Origin of the sequence: Pseudophaeobacter sp. 1A16562, assembly GCF_041008785.1 — a bacterium.
In the GTDB taxonomy this organism is placed as follows: domain Bacteria; phylum Pseudomonadota; class Alphaproteobacteria; order Rhodobacterales; family Rhodobacteraceae; genus Phycobacter; species Phycobacter gallaeciensis_A.
In genome coordinates this window covers 320,980-337,413 of the sequence record NZ_JAXGFT010000002.1, presented here as the reverse complement: position 1 = coordinate 337,413, position 16,434 = coordinate 320,980, and the positions used below count along the sequence as shown (strand labels likewise).

At 63.2% G+C, this 16,434-nt stretch carries 9 protein-coding genes; 2 read left to right on the top strand and 7 right to left on the bottom strand.

Annotation, left to right across the window (positions count from 1 at the left end; genetic code table 11):
• Window positions 1–22 precede the first annotated feature (22 nt).
• The 4 genes from SM764_RS03955 to SM764_RS03940 all read right to left on the bottom strand — a co-directional run bounded on the left by SM764_RS03955 (window position 23) and on the right by SM764_RS03940 (window position 7,168).
• Window positions 23–2,530, bottom strand: coding sequence for a GcvT family protein (locus tag SM764_RS03955; RefSeq protein WP_274836274.1), 2,508 nt, complete (start codon window positions 2,528–2,530; stop codon window positions 23–25).
• Window positions 2,531–2,758: 228 nt separating this feature from the next.
• A complete protein-coding gene (locus SM764_RS03950) occupies window positions 2,759–4,162 on the bottom strand; it encodes an FAD-binding oxidoreductase (RefSeq protein WP_369001059.1) in 1,404 nt (467 codons plus the stop codon).
• Window positions 4,163–4,292: 130 nt separating this feature from the next.
• Entirely contained in the window at window positions 4,293–6,086 is a 1,794-nt protein-coding gene (gene ggt / locus SM764_RS03945) for a gamma-glutamyltransferase (RefSeq protein ID WP_369001058.1), read from the bottom strand.
• Between the two features lie 95 nt (window positions 6,087–6,181).
• Window positions 6,182–7,168 (bottom strand): 2-hydroxyacid dehydrogenase, encoded by a 987-nt coding sequence (locus tag SM764_RS03940; RefSeq protein ID WP_065273552.1) that lies wholly within the window; start codon window positions 7,166–7,168, stop codon window positions 6,182–6,184.
• Between the two features lie 245 nt (window positions 7,169–7,413).
• Between SM764_RS03940 and SM764_RS03935 the strand changes: the two genes are divergently transcribed.
• A complete protein-coding gene (locus SM764_RS03935) occupies window positions 7,414–7,923 on the top strand; it encodes an SH3 domain-containing protein (protein WP_425537296.1) in 510 nt (169 codons plus the stop codon).
• Window positions 7,924–7,953: 30 nt separating this feature from the next.
• Here SM764_RS03935 and SM764_RS03930 read toward each other — a convergent pair whose 3' ends face one another.
• Together SM764_RS03930 and SM764_RS03925 are read right to left on the bottom strand one after the other, a co-directional pair.
• Window positions 7,954–10,581 carry an AAA family ATPase gene (locus SM764_RS03930; protein WP_369001057.1) on the bottom strand — a complete coding sequence of 876 codons (2,628 nt, stop codon included), beginning with the start codon at window positions 10,579–10,581 and terminating at the stop codon, window positions 7,954–7,956.
• Window positions 10,578–11,738 carry a metallophosphoesterase family protein gene (locus SM764_RS03925; protein ID WP_369001056.1) on the bottom strand — a complete coding sequence of 387 codons (1,161 nt, stop codon included), beginning with the start codon at window positions 11,736–11,738 and terminating at the stop codon, window positions 10,578–10,580. The genes SM764_RS03930 and SM764_RS03925 overlap by 4 nt, the downstream gene beginning before the upstream one ends.
• A gap of 398 nt (window positions 11,739–12,136) precedes the next feature.
• Between SM764_RS03925 and SM764_RS03920 the strand changes: the two genes are divergently transcribed.
• Complete coding sequence (locus SM764_RS03920; RefSeq protein WP_369001055.1) at window positions 12,137–14,353, top strand: NADP-dependent isocitrate dehydrogenase; 2,217 nt, start codon at window positions 12,137–12,139, stop codon at window positions 14,351–14,353.
• Between the two features lie 177 nt (window positions 14,354–14,530).
• Here SM764_RS03920 and SM764_RS03915 read toward each other — a convergent pair whose 3' ends face one another.
• Window positions 14,531–16,414 carry a methyl-accepting chemotaxis protein gene (locus SM764_RS03915; RefSeq protein WP_369001054.1) on the bottom strand — a complete coding sequence of 628 codons (1,884 nt, stop codon included), beginning with the start codon at window positions 16,412–16,414 and terminating at the stop codon, window positions 14,531–14,533.
• Window positions 16,415–16,434 lie beyond the last annotated feature (20 nt).

Below are 16,434 nucleotides of genomic sequence, written 5' to 3'. Positions count from 1 at the left end.
CGGTGGCCGGGGCTTTGCTGATTTATCCGTTCACACGGATCTTTTCGTTCTTCGGATCATAGGGGCTGTCGCAGGTCACGACCGCATCCCACAGCTGGTCCAGCATCTTGACCTTCAGCTTGGTGCCTTCCACCGCGAACTCGGGCTTCACATAGCCCATGCCGATGCTCTTCTCGAAGGCCACCGAATAGCCGCCGGTGGTCAGACGCCCGACGCGAGTGCCATCCTCGGCATAGAGCGCCTCGCGGCCCCAGGGATCGGTGTCGGACGGACCGTCGATCAGAATGGTGCAGCATTTGGAGCGGATGCCCTTGGCCACCATTTCGTCCTTGCCGTAGAAGTCCTTCTCCAGATCGACAAAGCGCGGCAGGTCTGCCTCAAGCGGGGTCGCGTCGCGGCCCAGCTCGTGCCCAAAGGCGCGGTAGCTCTTCTCCTGACGCAGCCAGTTCTGGGCACGGGCGCCGACCAGCTTCATACCGTGCTTCTCGCCTGCCTTCTCCAAGAGGTCGAACAGGTAGTTCTGCATCTCGATCGGGTGATGCAGCTCCCAGCCCAGCTCACCCGTGTAAGCCACGCGGATCGCGTTCACCGGGCACATGCCCAGTTCGATCTGCTTGGCCGACAGCCAGGGGAAGCGCTTGTTGCTGAGCGCGGTCTCCGGGTCGGCGTCCTTGATCACCTCTTTCAGCACATCGCGGGACTTCGGCCCGGCGATGGCGAAGACGCCCCACTGGGTGGTCACGTCCTGGATCTCGATATAGCCGAACTCCTCCATCTTGTCCTCGGCCGCTTTGCGCAGGTAATCCGCGTCATATTCGGTCCAGGCACCCGCAGAGACGAGGTAATAGTTGTTCTCGCCGTTGCGCACGATGGTGTATTCGGTGCGGGTGGTCCCGGCCGAGGTCAGCGCATAGGTCAGGTTGATACGGCCCACCTTGGGCAGCTTGTTGCAGGTGAACCAGTCGAGGAACTGAGTGGCACCGGGGCCCTTAACCACGTGTTTGGTGAAAGCGGTCGCGTCGATCAGGCCGACGCCTTCACGGATCGCCTTGGCCTCTTCGACCGCGTATTGCCACCAGCCACCACGGCGGAACGAACGTGCATCGTGATCAAAGTTCTCCGGCGCGTCCAGCGGACCGAAATAGTTCGGGCGTTCCCAGCCGTTGACCCAGCCGAATTGCGCACCGCGGGCCGCCTGGCGGTCATAGGCCGGCGAAGTTCGCAGGGGGCGGCAGGCCGGGCGCTCTTCGTCCGGGTGGTGCAGGATATAGACGTGCTCGTAAGCTTCCTCGTTCTTGCGCGCGGCGAACTCGGTCGTCATCCAGTTGGAGGAGTACCGCTTGGGGTCGAGCGACGCCATGTCGATCTCGGCCTCGCCATCGACCATCATCTGCGCCAGGTAATAGCCGGTGCCGCCCGCAGCAGTGATGCCGAAGGAGAAGCCTTCGGCCAGCCACATGTTGCGCAGACCGGGCGCCGGGCCGACCAGCGGGTTGCCGTCGGGCGTATAGCAGATCGGGCCGTTGAAATCGTCCTTGAGGCCGCTTTCGGCACAGGAGGGCACGCGCTCTGCCATCGCCATGTATTGATCGGCGATCCGGTCCAGATCCAACGGGAACAGATCAGCGCGGAAGCTGTCCGGCACGCCATGCTCGAACCGCGCGGGCGCGCCATGTTCATAGATGCCGAGGATCCAGCCGCCGCGCTCTTCACGGGCATAGGATTCATTGTCGGCATCACGCACGACGGGGTGCTCGGGGTTGCCCGCTTCGCGCCATTTGACCAGCTCGGGGTCCTTGTCCATGACGATGAAGGTGTGCTCGACCGGGATCGCGGGCATCTTGATACCCAGCATCTTGGCGGTGCGCTGCGCGTGGTTGCCGGAGGCGGTCACCACATGCTCGGCGGTGATCACCACCTGCTCGTCGCTCTCGACGAGGTTGCCGCCCTTTTCGACCATCTTGGTGCAGGTGACTTCCCAGTGGGTGCCATTCCAGTGAAAGGCATCGGCCTGCAGTTTGCGCACGATCTCGACACCGCGCTGACGGGCGCCCTTGGCCATCGCCTGGGTCACATCGGCGGGGTTAATATAACCATCCTCGGTGTGGTAGATCGCGCCCTTCAGGTCGCCGGTCTCGATCAGCGGCCAGCGTTCCTTGATCTGCTCCGGGGTCAGCCATTCGTAATCGACGTCGCAGGTCTCGGCGGTCGAGGCATAGAGCATGTATTCATCCATACGCTCCTGCGTCTGCGCCATACGCAGGTTGCCCACCACAGCAAACCCGGCGTTGAGGCCGGTTTCTTCTTCCAGCGTCTTGTAAAAATCGACCGAGTACTTGTGGATGTGGGTGGTCGCATAGGACATGTTGAACAGCGGCAAAAGGCCGGCCGCGTGCCAGGTAGAGCCCGAGGTCAACTCGTCCCGTTCGATCAGCATCACATCGTCCCAGCCCGCCTTGGCCAGATGATAGGCGATCGAGGTCCCGACGGCGCCACCGCCGACAACCAGTGCTTTGACTTGGGTTTTCATATCCCGCTTCTCCGGAAGAAATGACTAAGGTTTGGCAATGGTATGCCGGAATTCCTGAAATCACCGCGAAATCCATCCGACGCAAAAGTCGACAAAACCGACCTTTCGCGCCCTGCCGTGCGGAATCTTCGCTACGCGACAGAAGCCCTGCCCCGCGCCGAACGCAAAAGGGCGGCGCAGGTTCACGCCCGCACCGCCCTTCAAGGGTCGTGATTTTAATCGCTTTGATCAATCGGAAATGATCTTACCCGGGTTCAGGATATTATCCGGATCCAGTGCTGCCTTGACCGCCGCCATATAGCGGGTCGCGGCGCCAAGTTCCTTGGTCAGATAGGGGCGTTTACCCTGCCCGATGCCATGTTCACCTGTGCAGGTGCCATCCATGGAAATCGCCAGATCGTTGAGCCAGCCGACGTATTCATCCGCCTTGACGCGCTCCTCGGCGCTGTCCATGTCGATCAGCAGCAGCGCGTGAAAGTTGCCGTCGCCTACATGGCCGACCATGGGCGCCATCAGTCCCATTTCCTCTGCCTTTTCGCGGGCGGTAGAGACGCATTCGGCCAGCCGCGAGATCGGCACGCAGACGTCGGTTGAAATCCCCTTGGCACCGGGGCGCAGGCCGAGGCAGGCCCAGTACATATCGTGGCGCGCCTGCCAGAGCTTGTTGCGTTCTTCCGCGGTGGAGGTTGCTTCGAAATCGAAACCGCCGAACTCTTCGGCGATGGAACTGAACATCTCGGCCTGCTCCACTACGCCCGCTTCGGAGCCGTGGAATTCCAGCAGCAGCAGCGGCACTTCGGGCAGGTCCAGCTTGGAATAGGTATTTGCGGCCTTGACGCTCATCGCGTCCAGCATTTCGATCCGGGCGACGGGAATGCCGTATTGGATGGTCATCATCACCGCGCGGCAGGCATCATCCACCGAGCGGAAGGCGCAGCGGGCAGAGCGGATCGCCTCTGGGATGCCCTGCAGGCGCAGGGTGATTTCGGTGATCAGGCCAAGGGTGCCTTCGGAGCCAACCATCAGCCGGGTCATATCGTATCCGGCAGAGGATTTCTTGGCCCGCTGGGCGGTACGGATCACCTCGCCGTCAGCCATGACGACCTCAAGCGCGAGCACGTTGTCTTTCATCGTGCCATAGCGCACCGCGTTGGTGCCCGAGGCCCGCGTCGCAGCCATCCCGCCAAGCGAAGCATTGGCGCCGGGGTCGATGGGAAAGAACAGACCCTGATCGCGCAGAAAGGTGTTGAGCTGCTCGCGCGTCACCCCTGGCTGCACCACCACATCCAAATCCTCGGCGTGGACAGCCAGAATCTTGTCCATATGGGCCATATCCACGGAAATGCCGCCTGCAGGAGCGTTCACATGGCCCTCAAGCGAGGTTCCGGTGCCAAAGGGAATGACCGGCACGCCATATTCGGCGCAGGTCTTTACGATGGCGGCGACCTCTTCGGTCGAGGTGGGAAAGACAACCGCATCCGGCGCCTGGGTTTCGATCCAGGTGGTGGTGTGTCCATGCTGTTCACGGATGGCCTGCCCGGTCTGAAGCCGGTCACCGAATGTCTGTTTCAGAACGCCTATGGCGGCTTTGATCCCCGGCTCGTTCCGCGGCAGTGAAGTGGCTTGCACCATGGGTCGTCCTTTCTCCTCCAGGCTCGTGTTGTCACGTCAACACGAGCGGCAATATAGTCTCAACACCTGCAGACGCAAGTGGGGCTGACGGGGCGCGGTGATGGACCATTCGCGCCCCGGTCCGCATTATTTACTCCCCCAGGGCAATGCCTTCGCGGCGGGGATCGGCAGCGCCTTTCAACCGTTCACCGATCTCAATCGCGTGCAGACCTGAATTCAGCCCCCGGACATTGACCTTATACCCCATGTCCGTGAGCGGTGCTTCCAATCCAACCGCTGCCGAGCCCTCTTCCAGATCATAGGTGCCGAACCGGTTCACCGCATGCGGCAGGGACACGGATTTTTGAACATCCATGCCCCAATCAGCCCAGGCAATGATCGAGGAGGCCACATAGCCGATGATCCGGCTGCCGCCGGGCGATCCGATGGCCAGCACCGGCGCGCCGTCCTTGGTCACGATGGTGGGCGCCATTGAGGAGCGCGGCCGTTTGCCCGGCTCCAACCGGTTGGCAATCGGCACCCCATCCCGGTGCGTGCGGAAGGAGAAATCAGTGAGCTCATTGTTGAGCAGGAACCCGTTGGTCATCAGCCGCGAGCCAAAGCCGTTTTCGATGGTGGTGGTCATCGACAGCACGTTACCAAAGCGGTCCACGATCGAGATATGCGAGGTCGAAGGGAACTCGATCGAAGCATCATCGGCCCACTGCGGCGTCAGCCCCGCGTGGTCGAATTCCGGCGCGCCCGGCGCCACCTCGGGCAAGGCATCGTCGCCTGCCAGCAGTTTCGCACGCTCTGCCAGATAGGCGGGATCGACCAGACCTTTGGTGGGCATCGGCACGAAATCACTATCCGCCATGTAGCGGCCCCGATCAGCAAAGGCGAGCCGCGAGGCATCGCCGATTAACCGCCAGGCCTCGGGGCTTTCGGCGCCCAGCGCCGCCAGATCGTATTGCCCCAGCATGCCAAGGATCTGCCCCACGGTCAGCGCCCCGGAGGACGGCGGCCCCATGCCGCAGACCTCAAACGCGCGGTATTCGGCGCAGACCGCCGGGCGTTCCTTGACCTGATAAAGCGCCAGATCGACAGCGGAGAGAACGCCGGGATTGCCAACGGCTCCGGTCACCGTGCGCACGATATCCGCTGTAACCGGCCCGGTGTAGAACCCATCCGCGCCTTCTGTGGCCAGTTTTCGCAGCACCTCGGCATAGGCCGGGTTGACCAGCCTGTCTCCCGCCTTCAGCGGCTTGCCCCCCGGCAGGAAATACTCGGCGGTTGCGGAAAACCGCGACAGGCGCTCGGCGTCCCGTTCGATCAGCCCGGCCAGACGCGGCGACACAGAAAACCCTTCCTCGGCCAGCGAAATTCCGGCCTCGAACAGTGACGGCCAGTTGGCCTTGCCCCAGCGGCGATGGGCTGCTTCCAACAACGCAGGCGTGCCGGGAGTGCCCACAGAGCGACCCCCGACAACAGCGTCGAAGAATTTCAGCGGCGCGCCGCTGTCATCCTGAAACAGCCGCGGTGTGGCCGCCAGCGGCGCGGTCTCACGCCCATCCAGCGTCGTCATCTCGCCGGTTTCCGCATCGTACCAGACCAGAAAGGCACCACCGCCCAGCCCTGAGGATTGCGGTTCGACCAGTCCCAGAACCACCTGTACCGCAACCATGGCATCCGCCGCCGTGCCCCCGGCGCGCAGCACGGCCGCCCCGGCCTCCACCGCGTGAGGATTGGCTGCAGCCACCATCCAGTTGTCCGCCTCGACCGGCAGACCGGCGTCTTTGAACTTGAGCGCAGAAGCCACCTGGGGCGACAGCGCCTCGGCCCCGCCTTTTGCAGCCGGTTCCGGCGCCACCGCATCTGCAGCCTGCTGCGCGCTCAACGTGCCTGCGGACATGCACAGGCACATCAAAAAGATCTTCTTCACCATCGCCTCCTCCAAGAAATGACCCCACCCCAAAATACCGGCGCGGGCCAAAACGCAAACGCGGGCCACTGGCCCGCGTCGCAAAGATCAATCCTATGTTACAGCATGGCCGGAACCACCTGATCCGGCGGGCGGTGGCCATCCTCGAATGTCTTGATATTCAAGAGCACCTTCTCGCCCATCTCGATCCGCCCTTCGATGGTGGCCGACCCCATATGCGGCAGCAACACCACATTGGGCAGCTCGCGCAGGCGCGGGTTGATGTCGGTGCCATGTTCATAGACATCCAGCCCCGCCCCGGCGATTTCTCCGGCGCGCAGCATCCGGGTTAGCGCGTGTTCGTCGATTACCTCGCCGCGCGATGTGTTGACGATCACCGCATCCGGCTTCATCAGCTTCAGACGTCGCGCGTTCATCAGGTGAAAGGTCGAGGGCGTGGACGGGCAATTGACCGAGATCACATCCATCCGCGCGACCATCTGATCCAGGCTCTCCCAATAGGTAGCTTCCAGCTCTTCCTCGATCTCCGGGCGCAGGCGGCGGCGGTTGTGATAATGAATCTGCATGCCGAATGCCTTGGCCCGGCGGGCAACGGCCTGACCGATCCGGCCCATGCCCAGAATACCCAGGCGACGGCCCGCCAGCCGCCCACCCAGCATCGCGGTCGGCGCCCAGCCGTCCCATTCGCCCTTTTGCATCAGGGCGAGACCTTCGGGAATCCGGCGTACCACCGCCATGATCAGCGCCATGGTCATATCCGCCGTATCATCGGTCAGCACGCCCGGCGTATTGGAGACTAGAATCCCGCGCTGCCGCGCCGTGGCCACGTCAATGTGATCGACACCGGCGCCGTAATTCGCAATCAGTTTCAGCCGCGGCCCGGCCTGCGCCAGAAGTGCCGCGTCGATGGTGTCGGTCACCGTCGGAACCAGCACATCGGCCTCTTGCATCGCCTCGGCCATTTCGCTGCGCGTCATCGGTGTGTCATCGCTGCGCAGCCGCACGTTGAACAGCTCGCTCAGCCGTGTTTCGACCGGTTCCGGCAACCGTCGCGTAACGACAACAGTCAGACGTTCTCTTACCACTTGCGCTCTCCCATGGCTTTTCAGTTCCTGCACCTCCATGGCATCGTGGCGCAGGATGCAGGCAGGCACAAGAACCCTTCCGCCTCCTCGGTCCAAGTGACGCGACATTCGGGTCTTTCCCTCCAGATCATCTGATCCTATGACCTATGGACACGCGGACGCGACCGGACAAGAAACCGGGCTGACACGGCAGGCCAGCCCCCGGACCGGCGCCGGAACCGGCACAGAACGAGCAGGCGGTGAATATGACGGCTTTGAAATTGCGCCTTCTTGCGGTGGCCATTTGCGCGACTGTGGCAGCTGCGCATGGGGCAATGGCCAAGGACGCGCGTGGCCCGGTCACGAATCTACCCCTGCCCCGCTTCGTTTCGATGAAAGCTTCCGAGGCCAACATCCGGCGCGGCCCTTCGCTGACCCACCGGATCGACTGGGTGTTCAAACGGCGCGGCATGCCTCTGGAGGTGACCGCCGAATACGGGCACTGGCGCCGCGTGCGGGACCATGACAACGCCGGCGGATGGGTGCACTACACGCTGATTTCCGGCGTGCGCATGGCGCTGGTGCAGCAGGATCTGCTGACGGTTCATTCCCGGCCGGACAAGGCAGCACCGGTGACCGCCGCCTTTGAACTGGGTGTGGTTGCGCGTCTGGGAGAATGCACCATCGACTGGTGCGAAATCTCTGCCGGTGGTTACAGTGGCTGGACGCCAAAGACCACGATCTGGGGCGTTTACCCCGAGGAAATTCGCGAATAACCCCAGCGAGCCTTGGGCGGGTCCTGGTTGCTATTGGCTGCCCGGCTCTACGGGCCGGATCGTCAGTTGCGTTCCCCCGAGCCCGCGAAAGGCTTTCTGACGGCAGGAAAACACCAAGATCTGCAGTTCATCCGCCTGCATGGTCAGCGCATCAAAGATCTTCTCGATCCGCGCATCATCGGTATAGACGATCGCATCGTCCAGAATGACCGGCGCAGGATGGCCTGAACGGGCCAGCAACCGGGCAAAAGCCAGTCGCACCAGCAGGGCGATCTGCTCCTGCGTGCCCCCGGACAGGCTGTCAAAGGCCGCCGTCTCACCGCCGCGCTGCAATTCTTCGGGCAGCACCTTACCGGCATCCACCGACAGTTCCGCTTCTGGCCAGAGCATCCGCAACAGGGGGCGCAATTCCGCCATCACCGGCCCGACATAGTGCTCCTGCGCCTCAGATCTTGCACGTTCCAGCGCCGCATCAAGACGGCGCAGCACCGCAACCTCGAATTCAACCGCCGCAAGACGGTGCTGCGCCCGGTCCAATTGCCCCTCGGTGTCGGCCAGTTCTTCTTCGACTGCAGCGCTGGCGTGGGTGGCGATCCGGGTTTCCAACACGGCCAGATCTCGCGCAACATCCTGCGCCCGCTGGCGTGCAGCCTCCTGAGCCGATTTCGCCCGCTGCAGAATGGCACGGGTCTGCGCCGGATCCGGGGCTGCCTGGCGCAGGGCGGTTTCGGTGGCATTGGCCTGTGACAGGTTTTGCTGCAGAGCGGGCAGCTCCTGCGACAGGCGCTGAAGCACCTCTGCCGCCTGCTCCTGCCCTTCGACCGCAGCCATGGCCCGTGCCAGCCGCTGCGCCGCCGCATCTGCGCGTGTCGAGGCGCTCTCCATCGCCAGACGGGAGTCTGCTGCCGCGCTGTGAATGGCCTCCAGCGCGTTTTCCGCCGCCTCGGCCTTCTGCTCGGCGGCGCGGAAGGCAGCTTCGGCCTCTGCCCGGTCTGGCAAGGGAGCGCCCCCCTCCTCCGGTGTGTCCGCCTCAGGTGCCTGTGGAAGCGCCTCCAGCTGGTCGATCAGCGCCTTGATCCCATCCGGGGCGAGTACCTTCAACAGGGTCTGCGCCTCCTGCCGCTGCTGTTGCGCCTCCTGCCGTGCCTTGTGCCGCGTGCGGGCCTCCTCGACGCTGGTGCAACCGGCCTGCTCCAAGAGCTGCGTCAGCGCGGCCTGTGCCTGCTCCAGCGCCTCGGCGCCACCAGCCTGACCCGGATGGATGTCAATCTCTGCTACCCCCGGCACAACCAGCCGCCCACCGCCCGGAAGCGGCAACCGCTTCCCGTCCGGAACCCCGGCGCCTTCCAAGTGGATGCCGCCCTCCTGACCCGCCTGGTAGTGCACGGTCACCGCAGTCGCGGTCGCCTCCTGCGCCCGCCGGGCCAGATTATACGCCTCGCGCGCAGCCTCGATCCGGCGCAACACCGCTTCATCAGGTCCGCATGCGGCAGCCTTGGCCAGCCTGTCGATCTGTTCTGCCTGCGCCCGCGCCTGTTTCAGCCGGTCGCTCAGATCGCGGCGCAGCCCCTCTGCCTGCGCCACTGAAATCGCCAGCTGCACCGCGTCCAGAGCGGCCCGCGCCTTTTTCGCGCCCGCGCGGGCCTGTGTGGCCGCCTCGGTCAGATGCCGCTTTTTCTCTTCTTGCGCATCGAACGTGACGTGCGCCCGCGCTGCGGCCTCTGATGTCTCGGCCACGGCTGCCTTCGCCGCGCTCGCCTCCTCCAGCCGCGCGGTCAGCTCCGCGATCTTGCGCTGATGGTTTTCCAGCACGGTTTCCGCCAGCTGCACCGCGTGGGAGGCCTGCGCCAGTTGCTCCTGATGCCGGTTGGCGGCCTCCATCGCAGCCTCTGCCGCCTCAATCCGCGCCTGTAGTTCTGCGCGTTCCTCCGGGTCATTCAGCGCCGCCTGCTCGACCTGAAGAGCCCGCCGCTGATCCAGGAGCTGTCGCAGCTCCTGCACCTGCGCGCTCAGCTGATCCCGGCGCTGCACCAGATCGGCAACGGCGCGTTCGGCCAGATCGAGCGCACCGCCTTTGCGGGCCCCGCGCGTGGTCACCAGTTGATCCAGCGCCTCGCGCACCTGCCGCCGGATCGCATCCATGCGCTGGCCGCCGGTCACCATCTCGACCTCACCCGCGACCGAGGACAAAAGATCCCGCCGCGCGGATAGCGTTTCCTTGGCATCCTCGAACGAGGTCAGCCCCTGCCGCACCCACAACAGTCCCGACGGACCATCCTCCTTGGGCGGTTTGATCAGCGCCTTCAGCCAGGCCTCTGCCGCGTCGGCCTGATGCAGCAGCGTCCCCTCGCGCCAGATCCGCACCTCGCCTTTGCCGGATGTTTTGAAGAACTGCTTGGCGATGCGATAGCGGGCGCCTTCGTGGTCCACCTCGACCTCGACCCGGGGATCACCGCCTGCGTGCGGCACCAGCCCGCGGATCTCCTTGTCCCAGGCCTTAGCGTCCTTGAAAAACAGCGCGTGAAGCGCATCAAAGATAGTGGATTTGCCTTGTTCGTTCGGGGCTGCCAGGACGTTCAGCCCCGGCCCGATACCGGTGATTTCCACCGGATCGGTAAAACGGCGCAGGTTCTCCAGCCGGATAGAGCAGAGTTTCATGCGCGCTCTCCCCCGTCACCATCATCCTGCGTATAGGCAAAAAGCCGATTGAGCGCTGCGCTGGCCACCCTGCGGTCCTGTTCGGCAAGGGCCGGATCCTCGGCGGCCTGCATCAGCTCTTGCGCGGCAACCCGCAGTGCGCCGCCCCGGGCGATAAGATCCAGATCCCTGGCCTGATGTTCGGTGCCCACTGCGGACAGATCCAGCTCCAGGTGGCAGAACTCCGGCGCATAGCGCGCCACCGCCTGTTCCAGCGCCAACCGCTGCGGCGGCGTCACCCAGCCCGACGCTCGCATCAACATGAGATGATACCGCCAGTCGGCCCGCTCCGGCGGCAACAGGCCCGTGATCGCCGCCTCTGGATCTGTTTCAGGCGTCAGGTCCAGCGCCACCTCCTGCCAATGGTACTGACCGGTTTCAATGGGCTGCACCAGCGGCGCCTGCCCGGGACCTGCAAGCTCGACCAGCAGGCACTGGCCACGCCCGGCGTGTTTGAACCGGTCCGGTTCGGGGCTGCCGCTGTACTGCGTGCGCGGATTGACCTCGAACCGGCCATGCCAGTCGCCAAGCGCCAGATAATCCAGCCGCGCCGCCTGGGCCCGTTGCGGTGAGATCGTCTCGGCGCTGTCGCCGCCGCCCGCCGCACTGCTGCCAAATTCCAGCACACCACCATGGGCCAGTCCGATCCGCAGCGCGTTATCCCCGGTTTCGCATTCGTCCATCCAGGCGGTTAGGTCCTGCCCCGGAAACCGATGGCTACAGGGCGCGGGCAGCAACATGACCCCGGGCGCCATCTGCACCGGCTCAGCCGTCATCAGCAGATGTACATTTTCCGGCAAATGACTGCGCAGCGACGCCCATAGCGGTTCTGCCGCGCCGCTGTCGTGGTTGCCCGGGATGATCCACCATTGCAGCTCCGGCGCCGCGCCCATGGCCGCAAGGGCCTGCCGCTGCACCCGATCCGATGGTGTTTCGGTGTCGAACATATCTCCGGCAATCAGCACATGCGTGGCGTCATGTGCCTGCGCCAGCTTTGCCAGCCGGGCCAGAATCTCCTGCCGCGCCTGCAGCAATGCCATCCGCGTTTCCTCTGCGAACCGCCCGAACCGTTTGCCTAAGTGCAAATCAGAGGTGTGCAGGAAACGAATGGACGGCATTGAGGTCTCCGGACCGGGGCAGTGTTCACTGTCATAGGTGGCAGAGCCGACCGACAGGGTCAACGCGGCTTTGCAGCCCCGCCGCCTGCACGGCCAGGTCCGCGATTCTAAGGCAGGCCAACGACACTCTCCGCACTACAATTGGTGCAGACCGGCGTCCGAACACTGGAAAATGCCTCGCATTCGGGCGTTTCAACCCAATATCCGCGGGAATTCGCGACCCCGCGTCAAACTGCGCCCTTGAAAATCCAAGCAGGCAATTGCGCCCCGGCGCCGCGTGTTTTACACGGGGGGCGATATGTACGGCAACGCGCCCGGGACATCACCAAAACCCGGGAGGTGAAGCGCCGCCGCCCAAAGTCAACAAAGCTTCCGATATCGCTGAAAGGTTGTGGAATATGACAGAAAATTCAAACCCCGACATTTTGTATACCATCGTAGACGAAGCGCCCGAGCTGGCCTCGGCGTCCTTCCTGCCGATCATCCGCAAGTTCGCCTCGGCTGCTGGTGTCTCTGTCGGAACCAAGGATATCTCGCTGGCCGGCCGCATCATCGCGACCTTCCCCGAAGGTCTGAGCGAAGAGCAGCGCCAGAGCGACGATCTGGCGGCCCTCGGTGAGCTGGTCAAAACCCCCGACGCCAATGTCATCAAGCTGCCGAACATCTCTGCTTCGGTGCCGCAGCTGACCGCTGCCATCGCCGAACTGCAGGCGCAGGGCTATGACATCCCGAACTACCCCGAAGACCCGCAGAGTGACGCCGAAAAGGCGATCCGCGCGCGTTACGATACCCTCAAAGGCTCTGCCGTGAACCCGGTCCTGCGAGAAGGCAACTCGGACCGCCGTTCGGCCAAGGCGGTAAAGAACTACGCCCAAAACAACCCGCATTCGATGGGCACATGGTCGGCAGACAGCAAGACCAAAGTCTCCTCGATGCCGGGCAACGATTTCTATGCGAACGAAAAATCCGCGACCATCACCGCCGCACAGGCCGGTGACGCGAAGATCGAGTTCGTCGCCAAGGACGGCTCTGTCACCGTGCTGAAAGACGGCTGGTCGCTGGGTGAAGGCACCGTGACCGACGCAACCTTCATGTCCGCCAAGGCGCTGTCCTCTTTCCTGGCCGATGCCATTGAGGACACCAAGGCCGACGGCACCATGTTCTCGCTGCACATGAAAGCGACCATGATGAAGGTCTCGGACCCGATCATCTTTGGCCATGCCGTCAAAGCCTGGCTCGGGCCGGTGTGGGACAAACACGGCGCGGCGATCGCGGCTGCCGGTGGTTCGCCGAACTCGGGTCTGGGCGCCGTTCTGGCCGCCATCGACACGCTGCCCAACGCGGCTGAGATCAAATCCGAGATCGCAGCGCTCGACCGTCCTTCCATGTACATGGTCGACAGCGACAAGGGCATCACCAACCTGCACGTGCCGTCCGATGTAATCATCGACGCCTCCATGCCTGCAGTCATCCGTGCCGGCGGCAAAGGCTGGGACGAAGCAGGCAACAAGGGCGACACCAACTGCGTGATCCCCGACAACTGCTACGCGACCGTCTATGATGAGACGATCAACTACTTCAAAGAAAACGGCGCGCTCGACGTGACCAAGGCAGGTTCCGTCGCCAACGTCGGCCTGATGGCGCAGAAAGCCGAAGAATACGGCAGCCACCCCACCACCTTTGAAGCCCCGGCAGACGGCACCATCCGCATCGTGCTTGCCAATGGCGACACCCTGCACAGCCAGGACGTCGAGGCCGGTGACATCTGGCGCGCCTGCACCGTCAACAAGGCGCCGATCGAGAACTGGATCCAGCTGGCCATCGACCGTCAGCGCTTGGCCGGTTCCGAGGCGATCTTCTGGCTGGACGCAAACCGTGCCCATGATGCCGAGCTGATCAAATACGTCAAACCGGCGCTCGAAGCCGCTGGCGTAGCCGACAAGTTCATGATCATGGCGCCGCGCGAAGCGACCCGCCAGTCGCTGGACACCATCACCGCAGGCAAGGACAGCATCGCCATCACCGGCAACGTGCTGCGTGACTATCTGACCGACCTGTTCCCGATCCTGGAACTGGGCACCTCGGCCAAGATGCTGTCGATCGTGAAACTGATGAATGGCGGCGGTCTGTTCGAAACCGGCGCCGGTGGTTCGGCTCCGAAACACGTGCAGCAGCTGGTCGAAGAAAGCCACCTGCGTTGGGATTCCATGGGTGAATTCTGCGCACTGGGCGAGTCGCTGAACTTCCTTGCCGATGCCAAGGGCAACGCCAAGGCAGGCGTTCTGGGCAGCGCAGCCGAAGTGGCGACTCAGGGTATTCTGGACAACAACAAATCGCCCTCGCGCAAAGTGGGTGAGCCGGACAACCGCGACAGCCACTACTGGTTCGCCCGCTACTGGGCCGAAGCCCTGGCCGCGCAGACCGAGGATGCGGATCTGGCAGCCGAGTTCAAACCGATCGCCGAAACTCTGGCCGCCAAGGAAGAGCAGATCGTGACTGAATTTGCCGCTGCTCAGGGCAAACCGGCGGACATCGGCGGTTACTATCACCCCGATGCAACCAAGAAAGCTGCCGTGATGCGTCCCAGCGCTACGCTGAACGCCATCATCGGTTGAACCTGACACTGCGGCGGGGGCGATTGTCCCCGCACTGCGGTATCGCAAAACAAAAACGCCCGGCAGCTTATGCCGGGCGTTTTCTTTGATCTATGTTCTGCGCCTTGCGTGCCTTCTGAGCAGGAGAACCAGTTCACAAGGCCCGGTCTCCCCTCTCAGAGACGGAAATCGCTCGCCTTAGAAATCCTGCCACTTATCGATGGCGGCATTTCCGTCCGTCGCGGCGACGGGAGTCGGAGTGATCTCCTCCAGATCCCAGTCATCTTCGCCATGGGCGGTCGGCGTGCTCGGCGCCGAGGGCTGCGGCATTGCAGTGATGTTGCCACCGCCCGTGATCTTGAAGTGGGCGACCAGTTCGGCGAGTTTGGTGGCATCGCTGTTCAGCATATGCCCGGCTGCGGTTGCCTCTTCCACCATGGCGGCGTTTTGCTGGGTCACCTGATCCAGCTGCACCACACCGGTGTTGATCTCACCTAGACCGGTCGATTGCTCGGCCGCGCCTTCAGCAATATCGGTCACCAGTTTCGAGATGTGGTTGACCCGTTCGACGATGTTCTGCAGCGCATCGCCGGCCTTGCCGACCAGATCCACACCACGTTCCACCTGCTTCGAGCTGTCGCCGATCAGAGTCTTGATCTCCATCGCCGCGTCGGAGGACCGCTGCGCCAGCGCGCGCACTTCGGAGGCAACCACCGCAAAGCCGCGACCTGCTTCGCCAGCGCGAGCTGCCTCGACCCCGGCATTCAGCGCCAGAAGATTGGTCTGGAAGGCGATGTCATCAATCACACCGATAATCTGGGCGATGTGGGTCGAGGATTGCTCGATCTCGGTCATCGCCGAAACTGCGCTTTGCACCACAACACCGCTGTTTTCGGCTTCCTGCTTGGCCTCATCCATGATGTTCTCGACGCTGCGGGCGCCATCGGCGGCGGATTTGACCGATGCCGTCAGCTCATCCAGCGCGGCGGCGGTCTCTTCCAGAGTCGCGGCCTGACTTTCGGTGCGGTGCGACAGATCATCCGAAGACTGGCTGATCTCGGCCGCGCCATTGCGGATGCTGGACGCGGATTCAACCACTTTCGACACGGTTTCGCTGAGGTTCTCGACCGTCCGGTTGAAGTCCAGTCGCAGCGCCTCATAGTCCTCGGGGAAAGCACTGTCGATACGCACCGTCAGATCGCCATTGGCCAGAACCGACAGACGGCTGGTCAGCGTCTGCACCACCTGAGCCTGCGCCTGATCCCGCTCTTTCTGTTCGGCTTCAAGTTCCTTCTGGCGGATCAGAGAAGTACGGAACACGTCCAGCGTGCGCGCCATATCGCCGATCTCGCTGTGGCTCGCCAATCCCGGAATCTCGGCACTGGTGTCACCCTCGGCCATGGACTGCATGCGGTCTTTGATCCGTTCAACCGGCTTAATCACGCTGCGCGCCAAGAAGAAGGCTGCAACCCCCATGGCTGCCAGTCCGATCACCAGCGCGATCAGGGCAGAATTACGCATGGCGGCAACATCCGCTTCGATATCCGCAACATAAGCGCCAGTGCCGACGATCCAGCCCCAAGGTTCGAACAGCTTCACATAGCCCATCTTTGCCTCGGGGATGTCCGAGTCGGGCTTGTTGAAATGGAAAATGAGCGGACCGTGGCCCGTCGAATCCGCGATCTTCTGGAATTCCTGAAACACAAGGACGCCATTGACGTCTTCGAACATGGTCTGATCCTTGCCGATCAGTTGCTTGGCGACCGGATGGGCAACCATGTAGTTCTGCCGGTTCAGGGCAAAGAAATATCCTGCCGTGCCAAAGCGCGGCGTCTCAACCGCAGCGATCCCGCGTTCCTGGGCCTCTTCCGGGGTCAGGGAACCTGCTTGAACCTGCGCCTCCAGATCGGCCAGCACGCTGACCATGGTATCGGTCAGGCTGTCGAGTTCTTTTTCCCGCATCTCGTAGGCGTTGTCGACAGCGCGGGTCAGGAGCACAAAGGTCAAAGCGGCGGCAAGAGCAACCCCCAATCCTGCCAGCGCATAGATACGGGCCGGCAATCGGTAGAGAAACGTAGGCATAGTAGACTGGTCCTTTAGTG